Source organism: Flavobacterium zhairuonense, assembly GCF_004352915.1.
In the GTDB taxonomy this organism is placed as follows: Bacteria; Bacteroidota; Bacteroidia; order Flavobacteriales; family Flavobacteriaceae; genus Flavobacterium; species Flavobacterium zhairuonense.
Genome location: NZ_SJSY01000068.1, coordinates 50,956 through 70,011 on the forward strand (window position 1 = coordinate 50,956; position 19,056 = coordinate 70,011).

20 protein-coding genes are annotated in these 19,056 nt (G+C 33.2%); 1 reads left to right on the forward strand and 19 read right to left on the reverse strand.

From position 1 onward, the window contains the following. Positions 1–37: 37 nt before the first annotated feature. From EYY60_RS06065 to EYY60_RS06075, 3 genes are read right to left on the reverse strand one after another with little or no spacing between them, the layout of a single operon-like run. Positions 38–1,060, reverse strand: coding sequence for an aminotransferase class I/II-fold pyridoxal phosphate-dependent enzyme (locus EYY60_RS06065; RefSeq protein ID WP_132988495.1), 1,023 nt, complete (start codon positions 1,058–1,060; stop codon positions 38–40). A 3-nt stretch (positions 1,061–1,063) separates the two neighbouring features. After that, positions 1,064–2,074 (reverse strand): dipeptide epimerase, encoded by a 1,011-nt coding sequence (locus tag EYY60_RS06070; protein WP_132988496.1) that lies wholly within the window; start codon positions 2,072–2,074, stop codon positions 1,064–1,066. 33 nt (positions 2,075–2,107) lie between these two features. Further along, positions 2,108–2,911 carry an alpha/beta hydrolase gene (locus EYY60_RS06075; protein WP_132988497.1) on the reverse strand — a complete coding sequence of 268 codons (804 nt, stop codon included), beginning with the start codon at positions 2,909–2,911 and terminating at the stop codon, positions 2,108–2,110. A 54-nt stretch (positions 2,912–2,965) separates the two neighbouring features. On the opposite strand from EYY60_RS06075, the gene EYY60_RS06080 reads away from it, so the two are divergent. After that, positions 2,966–3,367 (forward strand): TerB family tellurite resistance protein, encoded by a 402-nt coding sequence (locus tag EYY60_RS06080; protein ID WP_132988498.1) that lies wholly within the window; start codon positions 2,966–2,968, stop codon positions 3,365–3,367. Here EYY60_RS06080 and uvrB read toward each other — a convergent pair. The 16 genes from uvrB to trmD all read right to left on the reverse strand — a co-directional run bounded on the left by uvrB (position 3,364) and on the right by trmD (position 18,846). Next, positions 3,364–5,355, reverse strand: coding sequence for an excinuclease ABC subunit UvrB (gene uvrB, locus EYY60_RS06085; RefSeq protein ID WP_132988499.1), 1,992 nt, complete (start codon positions 5,353–5,355; stop codon positions 3,364–3,366). The genes EYY60_RS06080 and uvrB overlap by 4 nt on opposite strands. Positions 5,356–5,640: 285 nt before the next feature. Next, positions 5,641–6,585, reverse strand: a complete 945-nt coding sequence (locus tag EYY60_RS06090) for an alpha/beta fold hydrolase (RefSeq protein WP_132988500.1) — start codon at positions 6,583–6,585, stop codon at positions 5,641–5,643. A 78-nt stretch (positions 6,586–6,663) separates the two neighbouring features. Next, entirely contained in the window at positions 6,664–6,900 is a 237-nt protein-coding gene (locus EYY60_RS06095; RefSeq protein WP_132988501.1) for a uroporphyrinogen decarboxylase, read from the reverse strand. A 72-nt stretch (positions 6,901–6,972) separates the two neighbouring features. After that, positions 6,973–7,239, reverse strand: a complete 267-nt coding sequence (locus EYY60_RS06100; RefSeq protein WP_235832300.1) for a type II toxin-antitoxin system RelE/ParE family toxin — start codon at positions 7,237–7,239, stop codon at positions 6,973–6,975. 24 nt (positions 7,240–7,263) lie between these two features. After that, entirely contained in the window at positions 7,264–7,494 is a 231-nt protein-coding gene (locus EYY60_RS06105; protein WP_132988502.1) for a hypothetical protein, read from the reverse strand. A gap of 35 nt (positions 7,495–7,529) precedes the next feature. Continuing rightward, positions 7,530–8,504 carry a 23S rRNA (adenine(1618)-N(6))-methyltransferase RlmF gene (gene rlmF / locus EYY60_RS06110; RefSeq protein ID WP_132988503.1) on the reverse strand — a complete coding sequence of 325 codons (975 nt, stop codon included), beginning with the start codon at positions 8,502–8,504 and terminating at the stop codon, positions 7,530–7,532. Positions 8,505–8,613: 109 nt separating this feature from the next. Continuing rightward, positions 8,614–9,186 (reverse strand): hypothetical protein, encoded by a 573-nt coding sequence (locus EYY60_RS06115; protein ID WP_132988504.1) that lies wholly within the window; start codon positions 9,184–9,186, stop codon positions 8,614–8,616. Positions 9,187–9,263: 77 nt separating this feature from the next. Continuing rightward, a complete protein-coding gene (locus tag EYY60_RS06120) occupies positions 9,264–9,812 on the reverse strand; it encodes a hypothetical protein (protein ID WP_132988505.1) in 549 nt (182 codons plus the stop codon). A gap of 187 nt (positions 9,813–9,999) precedes the next feature. Next, positions 10,000–10,662 carry a thiamine diphosphokinase gene (locus EYY60_RS06125; RefSeq protein ID WP_132988506.1) on the reverse strand — a complete coding sequence of 221 codons (663 nt, stop codon included), beginning with the start codon at positions 10,660–10,662 and terminating at the stop codon, positions 10,000–10,002. Positions 10,663–10,756: 94 nt separating this feature from the next. Then, on the reverse strand, positions 10,757–11,203 hold the full coding sequence (locus tag EYY60_RS06130; protein ID WP_132988507.1) for a DinB family protein: 447 nt from the start codon (positions 11,201–11,203) through the stop codon (positions 10,757–10,759). Between the two features lie 14 nt (positions 11,204–11,217). Continuing rightward, the gene (locus EYY60_RS06135; protein WP_132988508.1) at positions 11,218–11,700 is read right to left on the reverse strand and encodes a GyrI-like domain-containing protein; all 483 of its coding nucleotides are present in this window, start codon (positions 11,698–11,700) and stop codon (positions 11,218–11,220) included. Positions 11,701–11,710: 10 nt separating this feature from the next. Continuing rightward, a complete protein-coding gene (locus EYY60_RS06140; RefSeq protein ID WP_132988509.1) occupies positions 11,711–12,532 on the reverse strand; it encodes a DUF4249 domain-containing protein in 822 nt (273 codons plus the stop codon). 28 nt (positions 12,533–12,560) lie between these two features. Further along, entirely contained in the window at positions 12,561–14,945 is a 2,385-nt protein-coding gene (locus EYY60_RS06145; protein ID WP_132988510.1) for a TonB-dependent receptor, read from the reverse strand. Positions 14,946–15,097: 152 nt separating this feature from the next. Beyond that, positions 15,098–17,320 (reverse strand): NADP-dependent isocitrate dehydrogenase, encoded by a 2,223-nt coding sequence (locus tag EYY60_RS06150; protein ID WP_132988511.1) that lies wholly within the window; start codon positions 17,318–17,320, stop codon positions 15,098–15,100. A 281-nt stretch (positions 17,321–17,601) separates the two neighbouring features. Further along, positions 17,602–17,952 (reverse strand): 50S ribosomal protein L19, encoded by a 351-nt coding sequence (rplS, locus tag EYY60_RS06155; protein WP_132988512.1) that lies wholly within the window; start codon positions 17,950–17,952, stop codon positions 17,602–17,604. Between the two features lie 213 nt (positions 17,953–18,165). Beyond that, the gene (gene trmD / locus EYY60_RS06160) at positions 18,166–18,846 is read right to left on the reverse strand and encodes a tRNA (guanosine(37)-N1)-methyltransferase TrmD (RefSeq protein WP_132988513.1); all 681 of its coding nucleotides are present in this window, start codon (positions 18,844–18,846) and stop codon (positions 18,166–18,168) included. Positions 18,847–19,056 lie beyond the last annotated feature (210 nt).

Here is a 19,056-nt window from a genome sequence, read left to right on the forward strand (position 1 = left end):
CCTCTTTTTTATTTTCTATTTTGAAATAATTTCGAAATTATTGCACATTTAAAACAGCCACAATTTTATCTAAATCGTCTTTAAGATGATTAGCAGTAATTACAATTCGGTTTAGTGGATCAGCTTCTTTAGTATATTTAAAACTTGCAATAATAATTTTTTCTTCTTTTAGATTTTCTACTAATTCTTGTGATAAGATATAAATCAACGGATAACTTTTATCAAACTTAATATTGCTGTTTGGGACTAAAATAGAATCGATATAATTCAAATTATCCAACAGTTTTTGATGCTGCACGTTATAAATTTCTTTTGCATCAAAAATTGTTTGAACAAAAGCAGGATTCATTCCAGCCGCACTGGTAAAAGTTTCTAATTCCTTTATTTGTTCAATGAACTTAGAATCACTTGCAATGACACCTCCTGTTAATCCAAATGCTTTTCCTAACGAAGAAACCATGATTTTTCTTTTAATTGGAAAAGAAATGGAAGAATAAATTCCGTTGCCATTTTTGCCAACAATTCCCAAAGAATGCGATTCGTCAATAATTAATGTGATTTCTTTGTGGTTTGGAATTTTTTCTAAAAATGATAAATCGGCAGGTTTTGTCTCAAACGAAGGAACGCCATCGGTAAGAATGGTTATTTTTTCTGGTTTTGAATCCAGTAGACGATCGTTTAAATTTCCGTTTAAGAATACAGGAAAACTATTTTCAGTTTGGATAGCGTTGTGTGTATCATTCAAATGAAAAAAACTATCGGTTTGCTTTTTCATTAAATCGATAACCAATTTTCCAGCAAGCATCCCTGAAGAAACAGTAATAGCGCTTTCTGAACTAATATGTGATGCTAAGAACTTTTCGCCATTATCATAAGCACTCAGCTTGATATTCGCAGTTCTAGAACTTCCATAAGTAGTTCCCCAATTTAAAATATTCTGAACAACTAAATTTTGAAAATCCTTATTTGTTGGAAGACCTAAATAAGCAGTTCCGCCAAAATACAAATAGTGTTTTTGGTCAATCTCAATAATTCGGTCAGGGAATTTTTCGACTATCATTTTTTATAAAAGTGTAACTCCGGTTCCGTTAAGATCGGAATAAGAAATGACTCCATCTTTTATTTTCACACCAGTAGCAATGTCTTTGTCTAATAGCAAAGCACCATCCATATCAACATAATCTAACTGTGGAAGTAAATGTGCAATTGCCGAAATCCCAACAGTAGATTCGGTCATACAACCAACCATTGTTCTTAAGCCAAGTTTTTTAGCTTCTTCAATCATGCGTTTTCCAGGTGTCAATCCGCCACATTTAACCAGTTTTACATTTACACCATGAAAATGATTATGACATTTTGCTACATCTTCTTCGATAATACAGCTTTCGTCAGCGATTACAGGAAGTGCAGAATGTTTAAAAACTTCTTTATGACCTTCCCAGTTATCGGCTTTCATTGGTTGTTCTAGGAATTCAACTCCTAATTTTTTAAGCTCAACAGAATTGTTGATCGTTTCTTCAACTCCCCAGCCACAGTTGGCGTCAATTCTAAAAATAGCGTCAGTATGTTTTCTGAGTTCTTTTACGATTGCAATATCTTCTTTCGTACCTAATTTGATTTTATAAATTGGCCAAGGAAGTTCCTGCATTTTTGAAACCATTTTGTCAATAGAAGCAATTCCGATTGTGTAATCTGTCATCGGATTTCTTTCAGTAGTATAGTTCCACAATTCGTATAATTTTTTGCCTTTTTTACGTGCATACAAATCATTATAAGCTAAATCTAAAGCGCAAAGTGCAAACATATCGTCTTTTAAATACGGATGTATTTTTGACCAAAATACTTCTGGAGTTTCGTCTTCGGTATTTTCAATAATGCTTCTGATTTTTTCCAGATCCTGAATCATCATTGGAACTGTCGTTTTGTAATACGGATTTGAAGTTGCTTCTCCAAAACCAGAAAAGCCATCGCTTTGTAATTCTACAATTAAAGAAGGTTGAAAATCAATAGATTCCCTTGAAATTGTGAAGGTATGTTTTAGTTTTAGGTTGTATTCTCTTAAAATTAGTTTCATCGTTTTTATGTTGTTTTTTTATGTGTATTTTGCTCAATAACCAAGCCAAAGAACTGCTTTTACAAAGCCATCTCTCCATAATTTTTCGTTATGCTGGCCACCAGGTACAATTCTAGTTTTGGTTAGATGAAGACAATAACAGCGGTTCTTGTCTAATAAGCGTTCCATCTTATGTAAATCATTTACCATATCATCACTTTCTTTGTCTCCACAAAGAAAATAGATGCGCGTTTTATTTTTTGGAGCTTGCTCTGTTAAAGTATAAATGTCGTTTGTAAACCAAAAGGATGGGGAAAAAATACCCGCATTGCCAAAAATTTCTGGATATTTTAAAATAGCATAATAAGAAACCAAACCACCAAGAGAGCTTCCCATTATTGTTGTGTTTTTTGCTTTGGTTTTAGTTCTGTAGTTTTTGTCGATATAAGGTTTTAAAGTTTTAACTATAAAATCAAGATAATTATCGGCATTACCTCCGCCATATTTTTCATTTTTATAAGGAGTCAATTCGTCAATGCGTTTGTCGTTTCCGTGCTCAATTCCAACAATAATTACAGGAGCTTTCAAACTATCCAGTTTTTCATCTACATTCCATTCGCCAACAAAAGAAGTTTTGGCATCAAACAAATTTTGAGCATCATGCATATAAATAACACTGTATTTTTTTTTAGGTGAAGTGGCATAGCCTTCCGGTAAATAAAGCCAGATTTTTTTTGTGGTTTTAAGCTGAGGTGCTTCAATCGTAAAAGTGGATACGTTTTTGGATGCCGTGCTTTCCTGCGCATTTCCAACATTTGCAAGCATCAATAAAATAAAAAAGCAGAATCCCCTTATCATCAGTTATTGTATTTTAGATTTAAAGTAATATTTTAGCTAAAAATAACAAATTTGATGAATACAGAGGAAGAAAAAAGAGGTTTACTTTTAGAAATGATTGCATTTGCGACCATTGACGGGCATTTGCATAAACGTGAGGTAGATTTTCTGTGGATTGTTGCTGAGGAATTGAATATCAGCAAAGAAGAATTTAAGGATTTATTTCATCAAGAATATAAAACTAAAGTCGCCAGATCTGAATTTCAGCGCATTCAGCAATTTTATAGATTGGCTTTGATTATGCATTGCGATGGCATCTTGCATGAAAAAGAATCAAAAGCGATACATCAAATTGCACTCGAAATGGGATTAAATCCAACTGCAGTAAAACGAGTTTTGGAACTGATGAAAAAGGCGCCAAATGCCATTATTGACCCAAATAAATTATTGAAAGTTTTTCAGGAACAGCATAATTAAGATAGTTGTTCCTGAAGTTTTTTGATATCATCACGCAATTTGGCCGCTTGCAAAAAGTCTAATTCTTTGGCTGCTTTCTCCATTGATTTGCGTTTCTCACGAATTAGTTTTTCTAAATCAGTTTTTGACATATAAGCAGTTTCTGGTTCGGCAGCAACTGGTAAAGTATGACCTAATTCGTATTCTACCAAAGGATTTTTAGTAAATGCGCTGTCGATTTTTTTGTTTAAAGCCTGAGGTGTTATATTGTTTTCAGTATTAAAATTGATCTGTTTTGTTCTGCGATAATTCGTTTCATCAATTGTTCTTTGCATGCTTGCTGTAATTTTATCTGCATACATAATGGCTTTTCCGTTTAAGTTTCTTGCGGCACGCCCAATCGTTTGCGTCAAAGATCTGTGGTTTCTTAAAAAACCTTCTTTATCGGCATCTAAAATTGCAACAAGTGAAACTTCGGGCAAATCCAAACCTTCACGAAGCAAGTTTACTCCAATTAAAACATCGAAAATACCTTTTCGCAAATCCTGCATGATTTCGATGCGTTCTAAAGTATCAACTTCAGAATGAATATATCGACAACGAATATTTACTTTGGTCAAATATTTGGCTAATTCTTCGGCCATTCTTTTGGTTAAAGTTGTCACCAAAACTCTTTCGTCTAATTCGCAACGCACTTGAATTTCTTCAATCAAATCATCAATCTGATTCAAACTTGGGCGAACTTCAATAATAGGATCTAATAATCCAGTTGGACGAATAATCTGCTCTACATAAATCCCGTCTGATTTTTGTAATTCATAATCGGCCGGAGTTGCAGAAACATAAATGACTTGATTCTGTAAAGCTTCAAATTCTTCAAATTTCAAAGGTCGGTTATCCATTGCAGCTGGCAAACGGAAACCGTATTCTACCAAGTTTTCTTTACGGCTTCGATCGCCACCGTACATCGCATGAACTTGGGAAACGGTTACATGGCTTTCGTCAACAACCATTAAATAATCGCTCGGAAAATAATCTAACAAACAGAAAGGTCTTGTTCCAGCTTCACGTCCGTCTAAATAACGAGAATAATTCTCAATTCCGGAGCAATAACCCAATTCGCGAATCATTTCTAAATCGAAATTAGTTCGTTCTTCAAGTCGTTTTGCTTCCAAGTGTTTGCCTATTTCTTTGAAATAATCCACTTGTTTTACTAAATCTTGCTGAATCTGCCAGATAGCACCTTGTAAAACTTCTGGCGAAGTCACAAACATATTGGCAGGATAAATGGTCAATCTTTTGAATTTCTCGATTACTTTGGAAGTTTGAGCATCAAATGATTCTATTTCCTCAATTTCATCTCCAAAAAAGTGAATGCGATAGGCATCATCAGCATAACTTGGATATACTTCTACCGTATCTCCTTTGATTCTGAAAGTTCCTGGATTAAAATCGGCTTCCGTTCTGGCATATAGACTTTGAACTAAACTATGTAATAATTTAGTTCTCGAAATAACCTGATCTCTAGTGATTTCAATTACATTTTTCTGAAATTCCACAGGATTTCCAATACCATATAAGCATGAAACAGAAGCAACAACCAAAACATCACGTCGCCCAGAAAGCAGAGAAGAAGTCGTACTCAAACGCATCTTTTCTAATTCTTCATTTATAGATAAATCTTTTTCAATAAATACGCCTGTAACCGGCATAAAAGCTTCTGGCTGATAATAGTCGTAGTACGAAACGAAATATTCAACCGCATTATTTGGGAAAAACTGTTTGAATTCTGAATACAATTGCGCCGCCAAAGTTTTATTGTGTGCCAAAACCAAAGTCGGGCGCTGCACTTCTTGAATAACATTCGCAACTGTAAAGGTTTTACCAGATCCTGTAACTCCTAATAAAGTTTGATATTTTTCGCCATCTTCAACACCTTGTGCAAGTTTTTGTATGGCTTGTGGCTGATCTCCTTTTGGACTATATTCTGAAGCTACTTGAAAATTCATTTTTTATTGATGAAAAATTAGTTTTGTAAAGATACGAAGTTTGAATCCTATAAAAAAGCTAAATAGGATTGCCATAAATTATAAGGATTTCCACAAATTATTTTACGGTGTATTCCCTATGGGACATTCGTTTTGATCGATATTTTTTCTACGGATATTAAACTCCTAACGGAGTAATTTGATAAAAATCAGATTCTAGAAGAATACTCCGTTAGGAGTTTAATATCGGTAGAAAAAAAAGTTTGCAAACAACAAAATTGTCCCGTAGGGACTACACATTATATGCTATTCTAGAAAATCACTAATCTGATCATTAACAATTTTCGATTGATCTATGGATAAAAAATGTCCTGCATCTTTAATTGTTTCGGTTTTGTTATGAATTAGATGTTTTTTTGCGCGTTCTAAACTTTCATCGGAATTAATAACATCATGATCACCAATTAATACCAAAACAGGATTTTGAATCGACTTTAATTCATCATCTGAAAAAGGCGTCATTTTGAGCATACTGGAGTTTGATTTTGCATATTTATTCGCCAAATAAAATTGCCTGTTATAAACGGGGCTGATTTTTTCAGGATGCGTAGAAAATGTTTTTAAGGTTTTGCTGAATTTCTTTTCGCTCGGAAAAAGTTTTAAAAGCAAAGCCGATGATGTTTTTCGAGGTTTGTCAATAAATTTGAAGGTTTGGGCGGGACTTAATAAAACAATTTTGTCAATCGAATTGTCTTTTTGAATGGCCAATAATGTCGCAATCCAGCCTCCGCGTGAAGCGCCGATAATATTAAATTTCTTTAATTTATAATGATCGAAAATTTCGTTGTACCAAGCGACAATTTCCTCTTTTGAAAGTGGTTTTGTGGTTAAGGTTGATTTGTTCGGTTCCATTAAAAAATCGATAGCATAAATTCGATGATTTTTTGCCAATGCGTTAATATTCGGATACCACATTGTGGAACTGGCGTCCATGCCGTGAAGCAATACAAGATCTTTTCCGTTTTTTGGTCCAGCAATGATGACGTGTGCCGTTCCAAAACTAGTTTTTACATTTTCTTCCGTATAAGGAATGTCCCAAAGTTTAAGGGCTTTGTCGTAAGCGTCAATGTAATGTTGTTTATCGATTTTTGTTTTAAAAACGTAATCTTCAAATTTTTCTTTTTTAGAAGAAGCACATCCTGCGAGTAAAAAAACAACGAATAATTGAACGAATATTTTTGAAGTACTCATAAAATTAAATTTACTTTTAAAGGTACAACAATCTAATTTCGAAGAAGTTTCAGAATTTAGTTTGAAAATAGTATAATTTTAAGATTCCTCACTTTTCTTGGTCAGATAATAAATCTGCACAAAAGCTAAAATAGCATTTGGAATAATTACAGGCCAAAGCCATTGATTAAAATCTCGATAGTCATTTAAAAAAATACCATAAATGACAAAACAGATACAGCCAAACATATTAATAAACCGAATTGTTCTGAGGTTTTTCAGCAAAAAACCTCCAACAATAAAAACCGATGCGAGATAACCAACATATTCTGCCATAGTCTTGATATTTAATTGTTTACAATAAATGTAGCGAAAGCAAATTATATAATCAAGAGTTGGAGCTGAAAATCAGTATTTTAGATTTTGAAGTTTTTTAGGTTTACGACTTGTATGTCGAATTCTTAAAATATGAATATCTTTCTCGGTTATTTTATAAGATATTCGATAATTGTAAATTTCGTAGGCTCGATAATTTACACTGTTGGGAATTTTCATCTCATCCAATTCATAAATTTCCCAATTTGTACTTAAGATTGATACTGAATTATAAATGGTGTCAATTACTTTGTTTGGAACATTTTTGCTTTTAGATTCTTTGAATAAATGGAAATAGATTTTTTCTAGTTGATTTTGACCAAATTATTTTTTTTTCCATTCCTCAATTTTATTTTTAACATCATCATGAGAATAAAAATTGCCTTCTCGAATGTCTTCTTCAGCAACTTTTAATTCTTCATTATATTGTTCTAAATAATCTTTAGGTGAAGTTTTACGGCTGTCTAAAATTGTTTTTAATGCAGATAAAAACATATCGTCATCAATTTTTTCAATTTCAGAAATCAAAATATTTTTAAGTTGAAGAGTGTTCATGATATTATAATTTACTCGAAGTTACAAAACATAATTTAATATGATACCTGAATAAATCTTAAAAATTTCCATGTTTTCTTCTCCGTTTCATTTAAAAAACTCCAGGCAACAATACGGCTGTTTTTTTGGCCTTGCGCCATATCAATAGTTTTGACAGAAACAGCATTTACTTTTTTCAGAGTTTTATAAATAGAAGAAAGATTTTCTTTTTTTGAAACCAATGTAGTAAACCATAAACATTGTGAAGCGTATTTTGCGCTTTCGTAAATCATTTGTGTAATAAATCCGATTTCGCCGCCATTGCACCATAATTCGGCATTTTGGCCACCAAAGTTTAAAACCGGATTTGTACTTCTTTTTTCTTTTGGATTTAAATTCGAAACTTTTCTTGAAGCACTTTTATTTGCTTCTTGTGCCGATGCATGAAATGGCGGATTGCACATGGTGAAAGTGAATTTATCTTCGGGAATAATGATGTTTTTGAAAATAAATCGGGATTCAGTTTGTTGCTGTAAACTGATTGTATCGATTAATTTTGGATTATTTTCTATTATTTTACTGCAGTTTTCAATTGCTTTTTTGTCAATATCTGTTCCAACAAAACTCCAATTGTAAATCGAATTTCCTAATATCGGATAGATCAAATTTGCACCCGTTCCGATATCTAAACCTAAAACCGAATTTCCTTTCGGAATGATTCCGTTGTTCGTTTCTGCCAATAAATCAGCGATATAATGAATGTAATCTGCTCTTCCTGGAATTGGCGGACAAAGATAATGTAAAGGAATATTCCAGTTTTGAATACTATAATAGGTTTGTAAAAGAGCTCTATTTAATGTTTTTACCGCGGATGGATTACTAAAATCTACGGTTTCTATTCCGTGTTTATTTATAGCAACAAAAGCTTTTAATTCAGGACAATTTGAAATTAAGAGTTCAAAATCATATCGCGAACGATGAAGATTTCTTGGATGTAAATTGCTTTTTTCAGAATTGTCGTTTGCTTTCATTTTGATTGATTTCGAATGCAAAGATAGGTATTCCTTTTTTTAGAAATGATTTTAGGAAATTATCCATTAAGGCTATTGCTCAAATCCGTTGTAGTTGACAGTTGTTGTTTTATTTCATACTTGGTGGCTGTACAATTTTCGGTAGATAATTAGATTTTTTGTGTTCGATTAGAACCCGCTTTTCTATTTCTTTAATTTTGAATTTTGGATTTTCAATTTCTGCATTTTCAGATTGTTTCAGTATAATATCTTCTAATTGGTTAAAAATTAAATTAAATGCCTTTGACATATATGGTTCTACAAAACACAATTCTTCGTTGTCGAAAGTAATAAAGTTATAACTTCCCGCATAATGTTTTCCAGCTTCCATTTTAGTTTTAACCAATTGTTTCTTTAAAGAATTTTTACCAATCATTAATGAATTAATTTGATTCATAAGTTCATTTGATAATTGGTACCGGTAAAATTTTAATCCATTGTTACCATTTAAATGAACAGTAACAATCCCGTATTCATTTATTTGTGCATAGTCTGTAACGTTAATTTTTAACGGATTTCCATTTGTTTCGTAATATATTAGTTCAATTCTTTTAAAATTAAGTTTTATTTTCTGTTGGGCACTTAGAATATTAAATGATAAAATAGTTAAGAAAACTATGATTTTTAATTTTAATGATTTCATATAAATCAGTTGTTGTTTGGATTCAGATTTTTTCCACAATAGTTGCTAACGTTGTATTAGCTGTTATCACTCGTATTCTATTCAGCTAATATTTTGTTTAAAATTCGATTAATATTTTTTCTTCCTTTTTCGCTCAATCCGCCATATTTCATATTCGGTGAAAAAGGAATTGATTTTATCATTCCGCAATCTTCTAAACACAACCAAATTTTGCCTATTTCCTTTTCTTCTTTATTATAAAATCTCAAAATATATTCTGAATCGGTAACTTCCCAAGTTGTTTCTGACCAATCAAAATTAACAGGATCATTAAAAAAAGAAATTATTTTTGTTTTACTTGATTCTGATAATGTTTTTGAAGTCAACCGACTTACTAAAAATGTATTTCTAAAAAGTTTTACTTCTGCAACTTCTTCTCTTGGAAAGTTATATTTTTCATTTCCAAAATTCTCTTCAGAGGCTTTTTCTTGCTCTTCAGTTGTTTTGTACATAAAAAACTCAGTAAGTTCTTCTTCCGGTGGGAATGTTGAGTAATATTGTCTTCTGTCGAAAACATCAGAAATAATTGCAAATCCAATTACTGAAATTATAACAATTGTAAATAGTATTTTCTTGATAATTTTCAATTGAAAGTTGCTTTATAAATGAGTGATAACGTTCCGGTACTGCAGTGGATTTGGGACTAAATTAAGCTCATTGTTTGGATTTGACAAATAATAACAAAATACAAATCCAACCAAATTCATATATAAATGGTAATATTTTAATTAAATCAAATTTATAAATAATCTTTTTAGACAATCAGAAAACAAATCAATCAAAACACTCCATCATCAAAAGATCGCCTTCTTGATGCGTGATTGTTACAAGTCCGTCCTGTTCAACCGAATTGCTGCTTCCGGTTCTGTAGCCCATTGTGAGCGTGTCGTTTTGTAATTCGTATTTTAAATTAGTAGAAGAAATACCGTTTACAACGCCAATTGGAATCAGCGAAATTGGAGTTTGCGCCGTGTACCATTTCTCGAATTTTCTAGGCAAAAGAAATATTTTTGAGTGATCATCGAGAATCACAATTTTCAGAGAATCACGATGACGAACAATGTTTGTAAGATTTGTTATGGTATGATCAGCGCGTTTTCCGGTTGCCCAAACAACATTTACTGCTGGAATTCCTCGTTCAACAAGGTAATCGCAAGCTTTTTCAAGATCGGTTTTTTCCTGATCTTCGGTGTGAACTATTTCAATTGGATACTGCGATGTTCTATAAATTTCGGGATCAAAACCTCGATCAAAATCGCCAAGTAGAACATCGACTTTTATGCCTAATTCAATAACTCGTTCAATTGCCGAATCCAGAACAACAACAAGAGGTGACCATTCCAGCAATTGTCCTAATAGTTCACTGCTACAGGCGGCTCCGTTAGCAATTATTAAAGCAGGTTCCTGATCGTCGCGAACTATATGATGTGATGACATACTTGGATTTTTGAATTTGATGCAAAGGTACGGTTAGAATTTTAGATTATAGATCGCAGATTTTAGATTTTTTTAGTTTTGAAATAATCTAAAATCAGAAATCTAAAAGTCTTCTGTGGTAATTTATCTGTCCTAAATGATACGCCAAATGTGTTGAAAGATGCACTAAAAAGAATCCCGTTGTCATTTCTTTTTCGAAAACAATCTGCGGATAAATTGCTTCTAAATCATTTTCTGTTAAAGAATTTAAGGCATTGTTTACGACAATTAATGTCTCTTCGATTTTTTGAATCAATTCTGCTTTTGGAATATCTTTTAAAGAAAATTCTAAAGGACGATTTCTAACATAACCAGTTTTCCCAATTTCTCCACCAATATAAGTATTGATATTCCCGATAAGATGCAGACAAAGATTTCCAGCCGAATTTGAAATGTTTTTGTCAATTTTCCAAAGATTGTTTTCATTTTGATACGATTCGATTTCAATTTTTAATTTGTTGAGATCGCGCTCAAATAATGATTTTAGGGTTTCAATCAGCATGATTTTATTTTTAGTTAAGGTCTGTTTTTTATCGGAATCCAGATTTCTTCTTCAGAATCAGGATCGTCTTTTTTGTATTTTTCATCCATTACGGCAAAATGAGGTCGATCGTCAACAGTATATTCAGAATTTGGGAGCCACTCTGCAAAAATTGTGTGATAGGTTTTATGACCTTCGCTTGCCGGGCCTTTATGAATAAAAACAGCATAGATTCCTGTTGGGATTATTAAAGTCTCCATTTCTTCTGGTATTACAGGAAAGTTTCTGACTTCGACTGCAGCCCATTTTTGAAAAGTCTTGCTGGCATCAAAATTGTCAAAATATCCGTTTGGGAAAACCTCCAGAGAATATAGATTAGCATCGACAGTATTTTTTATTTCCTTTCGTTTTGGCATAAAACTGCTCCATAATTGAAAGGTTTGATTTTCCATAAATGACATTATAATATGTTTGCCGACTAGTTTTTTTTCGGTCAAAATTTTAATTTGGGCTTCCATTTTTGGCGGTTTATTTTATAGTGTATTTTTTGAGATCGGTTTCGCTTAATGAAAAATATCCAAGCGGATAATTATCCTTATTTGTGTTGTTGATGATATTTCCTTTTACAGTTGCGGGAGGTGATTGAAAAGGCCCTCCAACATTGCTTCCCGCAATGCTTACGAGAATATTCATATAGTTGTAGTACTGCTTTGAGATTCCAATATGCGTTATTTCAATTTCATCGCCAGATTTTAATTCGTCATCATCTGAAAGGCTGAAAAATTCATTGCCTTGAAAAAATTTGTCTTCATCAACGTAATAATTGGATTTGATTTTATTCGAATAAACATATTTGTACAAATAGAAATTATCAGCATCTGCAGGATCATTAAAATAAGCCTTGATTTCGATATCTTTTCCAGTAAAACCGCCTTGATTGTTTTGTTCAATATGTGTAATAGGCGCAACAGACATCATGGTCTCGGTGGCTGTGTAAGTTTGCCCGTTTGAGATTACTGTCAGAGTGTATTCTTGATTTAAAGCTGGTTTGAAATTGGTACAGATATAACGACCAGTTTTTGGAACTTCGGTAAAATTAAATTGCTCGTTAGCACTGTTTTTTATATATATTTTAGCGCCAGAAACTGTCGGAATTACATTTTCGAAATAACCAGTTGTAGTGGTCAATTTTATTGTTTGTTGTCTTCCATTTGTACCTTTTTGCCAATTAATTGCGGCTTCAATAACTAATTTTGGAGGCGCAGTATCTAAATCAACATCGACAACTTCTTCACAGGCTGTAAAGAAAATCGAAATAAAAATTATCAGTAATAAAGCAATTTTTTTCATAGCTTTCTTTTTTAACAAAAAGTGATATTTAAAACCTAAAATTATAACTTACCGCAGGAACAATTCCGAAAATTGATGTTTTTACTGCTTCATTATCGCCTGTATCTGTATTTTGTCGGAAATTAATTGAAGCAGCATTTTTGCGATTATATAAATTATAGATACTAAAAACCCATTCTCCTTTCCAGTTTCGGCCTTTGTTTTTTCTTGGAGTCAAAGTAGCCGAAACATCTAAATGATGATAAGCTGGCAAACGATTTTCGTTTCTCAGGCCATAACTAGGAACCGTGATTCCTAAATATTGATATTGTCCGTTCGGGTAAGTGACTGGCATTCCAGATTGTAGTGCAAAGTTAGCACCAAACGACCATTTTTCGTTCAAATTATAAGCCGAAGTTATGGCTAAATTGTGTGTTTTGTCATAAGCTGAACTGTACCATTGGCCATTGTTGATTCCTGTTTCTTCTGGAGTTCTGCCCGGCGTCTGCTGTTCTGATTTTGATAAAGTATAAGAAATCCATCCATTGAATTTCCCTTCGTTTTTCTTTACCATGATTTCCAAACCATAAGCGCGCATTTGCCCGTTTAAAATTACTTGCTCAATGGCATTGTTTGCTATTAGATCAGCGCCATCAATATAATCAAGTCGGTTTTGAATTTCTTTATAATAGGTTTCGACTTCTAAAGAATAAGCGCCGTTTTTGATATTTCTGAAATATCCAACAGCAACCTGATCTGCAATTTGTGGTTTAATGTAATTGTCGCTTGGCATCCAGACATCTAATGGAGTAGGTGATGAGGTGTTTGAAATTAGTTGCAGATATTGCGCCATTCGGTTGTAACTTCCTTTTATAGCTTCTTCATCATTCAATTGATAAGAAACAGAAAAACGAGGTTCTAGATTATTATAATTTTTGATTGATTTGTTCTTGCCGTAATATTCAGTGCCAATGGGTGTCGCTTTTTCGTAAATCTGCATATCAGAATTGAAAATTACCGGATTGTTGTTTTCGTAAAGATTTACATAGGAAGGTCCCAAACGATAAAATAAGCTGTATCGCAATCCGTAAGCAATTGTAATTTTCTTTGACAGCTGATTTTCTGCATCAATATAAATAGAAGGTTCAAAAGCATATTTTTTATCCAATTGATCTGGATTGATTCCTGATTCTGGACTACTTGGTTTAATGGTTCCAGGATTGAATTTGTAATAAATTCCGTTTAAGCCATAGCTCAATTTAAATTTATCTGAGATATAATGTTTGAAATCGTATTTGATATTGTAATTCTGAATTCCCGAGTCCCATTTGAATCCAACGAAATCAAGATCCAAGCCGTAATAGTAATCGCTGTAGATCAACGATAAATTCGAAAATAATTTATCAGAATACAAATGATTCCATCGCAGGTTTAAAGTAGAATTTCCGTAGATATTCGTGAAACTTTTATTTAAACTGAAAACATCTCGCCCAAAATATCCTGATAAATACAAGCTGTTATTGTCATTCAGTTTATAGCTCAATTTGGTGTTCAAATCATAAAAATAAGCCGAATTATCTTTTTGATCCTCAGAAAGCTTTAGGAATAAATGTGCATAAGAAGCTCTTCCTCCAATTAAAAAAGAACCTTTATCTTTCACCAAAGGACCTTCGGCTAAAAGTCTGCTCGAAATCAATCCGATTCCTCCGTTTACATGAAACTCTTTGCTGTTTCCATCTTTTTGATAAATATCCAAAACAGAAGAAGCTCTTCCTCCAAAGCGCGCCGGAATTCCGCCTTTATATAATTTTAAATCTTTGATTGCGTCTGGATTGAAAACCGAGAAAAAGCCAAAAACATGTGAAGAATTAAAAATAGTTGCTTCGTCTAATAAAATCAAATTTTGATCAGCACCGCCACCGCGAACATTAAATCCAGATGCGCCTTCGCCAGCATTTGTAACGCCTGGAAGCAATAAAATAGATTTTAGGACATCGACTTCTCCCAAAACGACAGGCATTTTTTTAATGGTAGCAATGGAGAGCTTATTGGCACTCATTTCGGGAGATTTGATATTTATTTTGCCTTTGTTTTCCTTAATTACAACTTCCTGCAGTTCCTGACCTCCGCCTTCACTTAGGCTGAAATTCATTTTGGTATTTTGATTTAAAAGAACGGTTTGTTGCAATGTTTGATAGCCCACATAACTGATTTCGATTTGATGTTCTCCTTTCGGAATTGTCAGAGAGTAAAATCCGTATTCGTTTGTTGTAGTTCCAATTTTTAAAGAAGGAATATAGATATTTACGGCAATTAAGGTTTCATTGCTTTTGTTGTCTTTTATAGTGCCGCTTAGAGTGAATTTTTCTTGAGAATACGATGTAAACGCAGTTAAAATTAAAAAAATAAATATGCCAATCTTTCGTATAATCATCTTTTTTATTTTGGTTTACATAGTTAAGAATTCTTACTAATATATTAAAACGAATTGGTTGTTAAATGTTAGTTAAGATAAACAAAAAAGACAACCGTTTGAGGTTGTCTTTTTCTATTTATTTAAAGCAGTGCATTTGTAATGCTTTGAAATTATTTGATTTTAGCGATAATAGCGTTGAAAGTTTCGCTAGGACGCATTGCTTTGCTTACTAATTCTGGAGTTGGTTGGTAGTAGCCTCCAATATTTTGAGCTTTTCCTTGAGCACCAATTAATTCAGCATCGATTTTAGCTTCATTAGCTTCAAATTCAGCAGCAATTGGAGTGAAGATAGCTTTCAATTCAGCATCTTTAGTTTGAGCAGCCAAAGCCTGAGCCCAGTAGAATGCTAAATAGAAGTGAGAACCACGGTTATCGATTTGACCTACTTTACGAGCTGGAGATTTATCGTTTGCCAAGAATTTATCGTTTGCCTGATCTAATGTCTCAGATAAAACAATCGCTTTAGAGTTGTCTAAAGTTTGTCCTAAATGCTCTAAAGAAGCACCAAGAGCTAAAAATTCTCCAAGAGAATCCCAACGTAAGTATCCTTCTTCTGTAAATTGCTCAACGTGTTTAGGAGCAGAACCTCCAGCACCAGTTTCGAACAATCCACCACCATTCATTAATGGAACAATAGATAACATTTTTGCAGAAGTTCCAAGTTCTAAAATTGGGAATAAATCTGTTAAGTAGTCACGTAAAACGTTTCCTGTCACAGAGATAGTATCTAAACCTTTGATGATTCTGTCTAAAGTAAATTCAGTTGCAGCAACTGGGTTTAAAATACGGATATCTAAGTTTGTAGTATCGTAGTCTTTAAGGTATTTTTGAACTTTTACGATCAATTCTCTATCGTGTGCTCTGTTTTCATCCAACCAGAAAACAGCAGGAGTACTAGATAAACGAGCTCTGTTTACAGCAAGTTTAACCCAGTCCTGAATAGGTGCGTCTTTTGCTTGACACATTCTGAAAATGTCATTAGCTTCAACGTTTTGTTCCATTAAAACAGTTCCGTTTGCATCAACAACACGAACAACACCGTCAGCTTTCATTTGGAAAGTTTTGTCATGAGATCCGTATTCTTCAGCTTTTTGAGCCATTAATCCAACGTTAGGAACACTTCCCATTGTTTTTGGATCAAAAGCACCGTGTTTTTTACAGAAATCAATAGTTGCAGTATAAACTCCAGCATAAGAACGATCTGGAATAACAGCAAATGTATCTTGCGCTTTTCCTTCTTTGTTCCACATTTGTCCAGAAGTACGGATCATTGCTGGCATAGAAGCATCAACAATTACATCAGATGGAACGTGTAAGTTTGTAATTCCTTTATCAGAATTAACCATTGCTAAAGCAGGACCGTTTGCGATAGCTTGATCAATAGCAGCTTCAACTTCTGCTTGCTCAGGTCTTCCAGCAATTTTAGCATAGATATCGCCTAAACCGTTTCTTGTGTCAACGTTTAATTCAGCGAATAAAGAAGCGTATTTTTTGAAAACATCTGCAAAATATACTTCAACGATAGCGCCAAAGATAATTGGATCAGAAACTTTCATCATTGTAGCTTTTAAGTGTACAGAAAGTAAAACTCCTGCAGCTTTAGCTTCAGCAATTACATCAGCAGCAAAAGCTTTTAATTTGCTTACGCTTAAAACAGAACTGTCGATAATTTCTCCAGCTTTTAATGGAGTACTTGCTTTAAGAACAGTTGTAGTTCCGTCTTTAGCAACGAATTCAATTTTTACATCATTAGCTTCATTTACAGTCAATGATTTTTCACTTCCGTAAAAATCACCGCCTGACATAGAAGCCACTTTAGTTTTTGAGTCAGCAGACCAAGCACCCATTGAGTGAGGGTTTGCTTTTGCAAAGTTTTTAACTGCTCTTGGAGCTCTACGATCAGAGTTTCCTTCACGTAAAACTGGGTTTACAGCAGAACCTAAAACTTTTGCATATTTTGCTTTAATTTCTTTTTCAGTATCATTTTTAGGATCTTCTGGATAATTTGGAACGTTGTATCCATGAGATTGTAATTCAGCAATTGCCGCTTTTAATTGTGGTACAGATGCTGAAATGTTTGGTAATTTGATGATGTTAGCTTCTGGTTGAGTAGCTAATTGACCAAGTTCAGCTAATGCATCTCCTGTTTTTTGAGTATCTGTCAATGATTCAGGAAAGTTTGATAAAATTCTTCCTGCTAAAGAGATGTCTCTTGTTTCAATAGCGATACCTGCTGTCGAAGTAAACGCCTGCACAATTGGTAACAAAGAATAAGTCGCTAATAAGGGCGCCTCATCAGTTAAGGTGTAAAAAATTTTTGAATTCTGTGTCATTTTTTTTTTTTTTTATAATCGTGTCGTCAAAGGGTGACGATATGAAAAGTATAGTCGGCTCAAAACGAGCGGAGCAAATATAATAAAAACAGTCCGAAAACGGTGTAGTTTTGTTTATAAATGGATGAATTATCAGATTGTTATTTCGTGCTTCTTAAATTGTCAAATCGATGATTTTGATATTAAAAAATTACGGTTTTGATATTGGTTTAAATAAAGACATAAAAAAAACTCGTTTCAAATGATATGAAACGAGTTTTTTATAACAATTAGATAAATGATTATCTTCTTTTATCTTTAATCTTAGCTTTTTTACCAGTAAGTTCTCTGAAGTAGAAAATTCTAGCTCTACGTACGTGACCTTTCTTGTTGATTTCAATTTTTTGTAAAGCTGGCAAGTTTACTGGGAAGATACGCTCAACACCAACAGCTCCAGACATTTTACGGATTGTAAAAGTTTCTGTGTTTCCAGAACCTCTTCTTTGAATAACAACTCCTTTGAAAAACTGAGTTCTTGTTTTTTCACCCTCTTTAATTTCGTAGAAAACAGTGATTGTGTCTCCAGCTCCGAAATCTGGGAAATCTTTTTTAGCAACGAATTCGTCTTGAACGAATTTTAATAAATCTGCCATGATAATTTAAATTATAGTTTATTTCGAACAACATTCACGGATCTCGCCAGAGGTTGGTCAAATTCGGGTGCAAATGTAAAAAATAATTATAAATTATGAATTATAAATTGTGAATTATTTTTAGTTCGTTTTGTTTTAAGTTTCAGGTTTCAAGTTGTTGCTATCGAGAGTTTTAACTTGAAACAAAAATAACCTTAAACTTGAAACTAAATTTTAATGCTCTTCCAATAAATCCGGGCGTCTATTTTTAGTATGTTCAAAAGCCATGTCTTCACGCCATTTGTCAATTTTGGCAGCATGACCGCTGGTTAAAACTTCAGGAACTTTCCATCCTTTATAATCGGCGGGTCTTGTGTATATTGGTCCAGATAACAAATTGTCTTGAAAACTGTCTGTCAAAGCTGAGGTTTCATCACTCAAAACTCCTGGAATTAATCGGATTAAGGCGTCAGATAAAACAATAGCGCCCAATTCTCCGCCAGATAAAACATAATCGCCAATTGAAATCTCTTTGGTGATAAAATGATCTCGAACTCTTTGGTCAACACCTTTGTAATGGCCGCATAAAATGATAATGTTTTTGTACATAGACATTTTATTAGCCATTTTTTGATTCAAGGTTTCGCCGTCGGGAGACATATATATGATTTCGTCATATTCGCGCTGACTTTTTAAATGCGTAATACAGTCATCAATTGGCTGAATTGTCATCACCATTCCAGCGCCCCCGCCAAATGGATAATCATCAACACTTTTTTGTCTGTTGGTGCTATAATCACGAAGGTTGTGAAAATGTACTTCAACCAAACCTTTATCAATGGCACGTTTCATAATAGAAGCCTCAAACGGACTTCTTAATAATTCAGGTAAAAGTGTAATAATATCAATTCGCATTTCTCTTTTTCAAAAGTTTGGTTGCAAAGATACAAAGTAAATGCGGAGAAATTTTGAAAAAAGGATATTCAAAATTATTGCTTCGGCATTCTTACAAGTGATCTGGCGTGCTTTTGTTTAAATATCTGTTTTTCAAAACAATAAATAATAATTATATAACATTAAAAAGTTTTTGTGTAAGAAATAATGCTTAATTTTAATTACTATTAC

Coding starts and splice junctions, on each gene's coding strand:
- EYY60_RS06065 (WP_132988495.1), bottom strand. CDS start 1,060: ATGATAGTCGAAAAATTCCCTGACCGAATTATTGAGATTGACCAAAAA.
- rlmF (WP_132988503.1), bottom strand. CDS start 8,504: ATGAAAGCAAACGACAATTCTGAAAAAAGCAATTTACATCCAAGAAAT.
- EYY60_RS06075 (WP_132988497.1), bottom strand. CDS start 2,911: ATGATAAGGGGATTCTGCTTTTTTATTTTATTGATGCTTGCAAATGTT.
- EYY60_RS06130 (WP_132988507.1), bottom strand. CDS start 11,203: ATGCTGATTGAAACCCTAAAATCATTATTTGAGCGCGATCTCAACAAA.
- EYY60_RS06125 (WP_132988506.1), bottom strand. CDS start 10,662: ATGTCATCACATCATATAGTTCGCGACGATCAGGAACCTGCTTTAATA.
- EYY60_RS06145 (WP_132988510.1), bottom strand. CDS start 14,945: ATGATTATACGAAAGATTGGCATATTTATTTTTTTAATTTTAACTGCG.
- EYY60_RS06095 (WP_132988501.1), bottom strand. CDS start 6,900: ATGGCAGAATATGTTGGTTATCTCGCATCGGTTTTTATTGTTGGAGGT.
- rplS (WP_132988512.1), bottom strand. CDS start 17,952: ATGGCAGATTTATTAAAATTCGTTCAAGACGAATTCGTTGCTAAAAAA.
- trmD (WP_132988513.1), bottom strand. CDS start 18,846: ATGCGAATTGATATTATTACACTTTTACCTGAATTATTAAGAAGTCCG.
- EYY60_RS06140 (WP_132988509.1), bottom strand. CDS start 12,532: ATGAAAAAAATTGCTTTATTACTGATAATTTTTATTTCGATTTTCTTT.
- uvrB (WP_132988499.1), bottom strand. CDS start 5,355: ATGAATTTTCAAGTAGCTTCAGAATATAGTCCAAAAGGAGATCAGCCA.
- EYY60_RS06115 (WP_132988504.1), bottom strand. CDS start 9,186: ATGAAATCATTAAAATTAAAAATCATAGTTTTCTTAACTATTTTATCA.
- EYY60_RS06105 (WP_132988502.1), bottom strand. CDS start 7,494: ATGAACACTCTTCAACTTAAAAATATTTTGATTTCTGAAATTGAAAAA.
- EYY60_RS06080 (WP_132988498.1), top strand. CDS start 2,966: ATGAATACAGAGGAAGAAAAAAGAGGTTTACTTTTAGAAATGATTGCA.
- EYY60_RS06135 (WP_132988508.1), bottom strand. CDS start 11,700: ATGGAAGCCCAAATTAAAATTTTGACCGAAAAAAAACTAGTCGGCAAA.
- EYY60_RS06070 (WP_132988496.1), bottom strand. CDS start 2,074: ATGAAACTAATTTTAAGAGAATACAACCTAAAACTAAAACATACCTTC.
- EYY60_RS06150 (WP_132988511.1), bottom strand. CDS start 17,320: ATGACACAGAATTCAAAAATTTTTTACACCTTAACTGATGAGGCGCCC.
- EYY60_RS06090 (WP_132988500.1), bottom strand. CDS start 6,585: ATGAGTACTTCAAAAATATTCGTTCAATTATTCGTTGTTTTTTTACTC.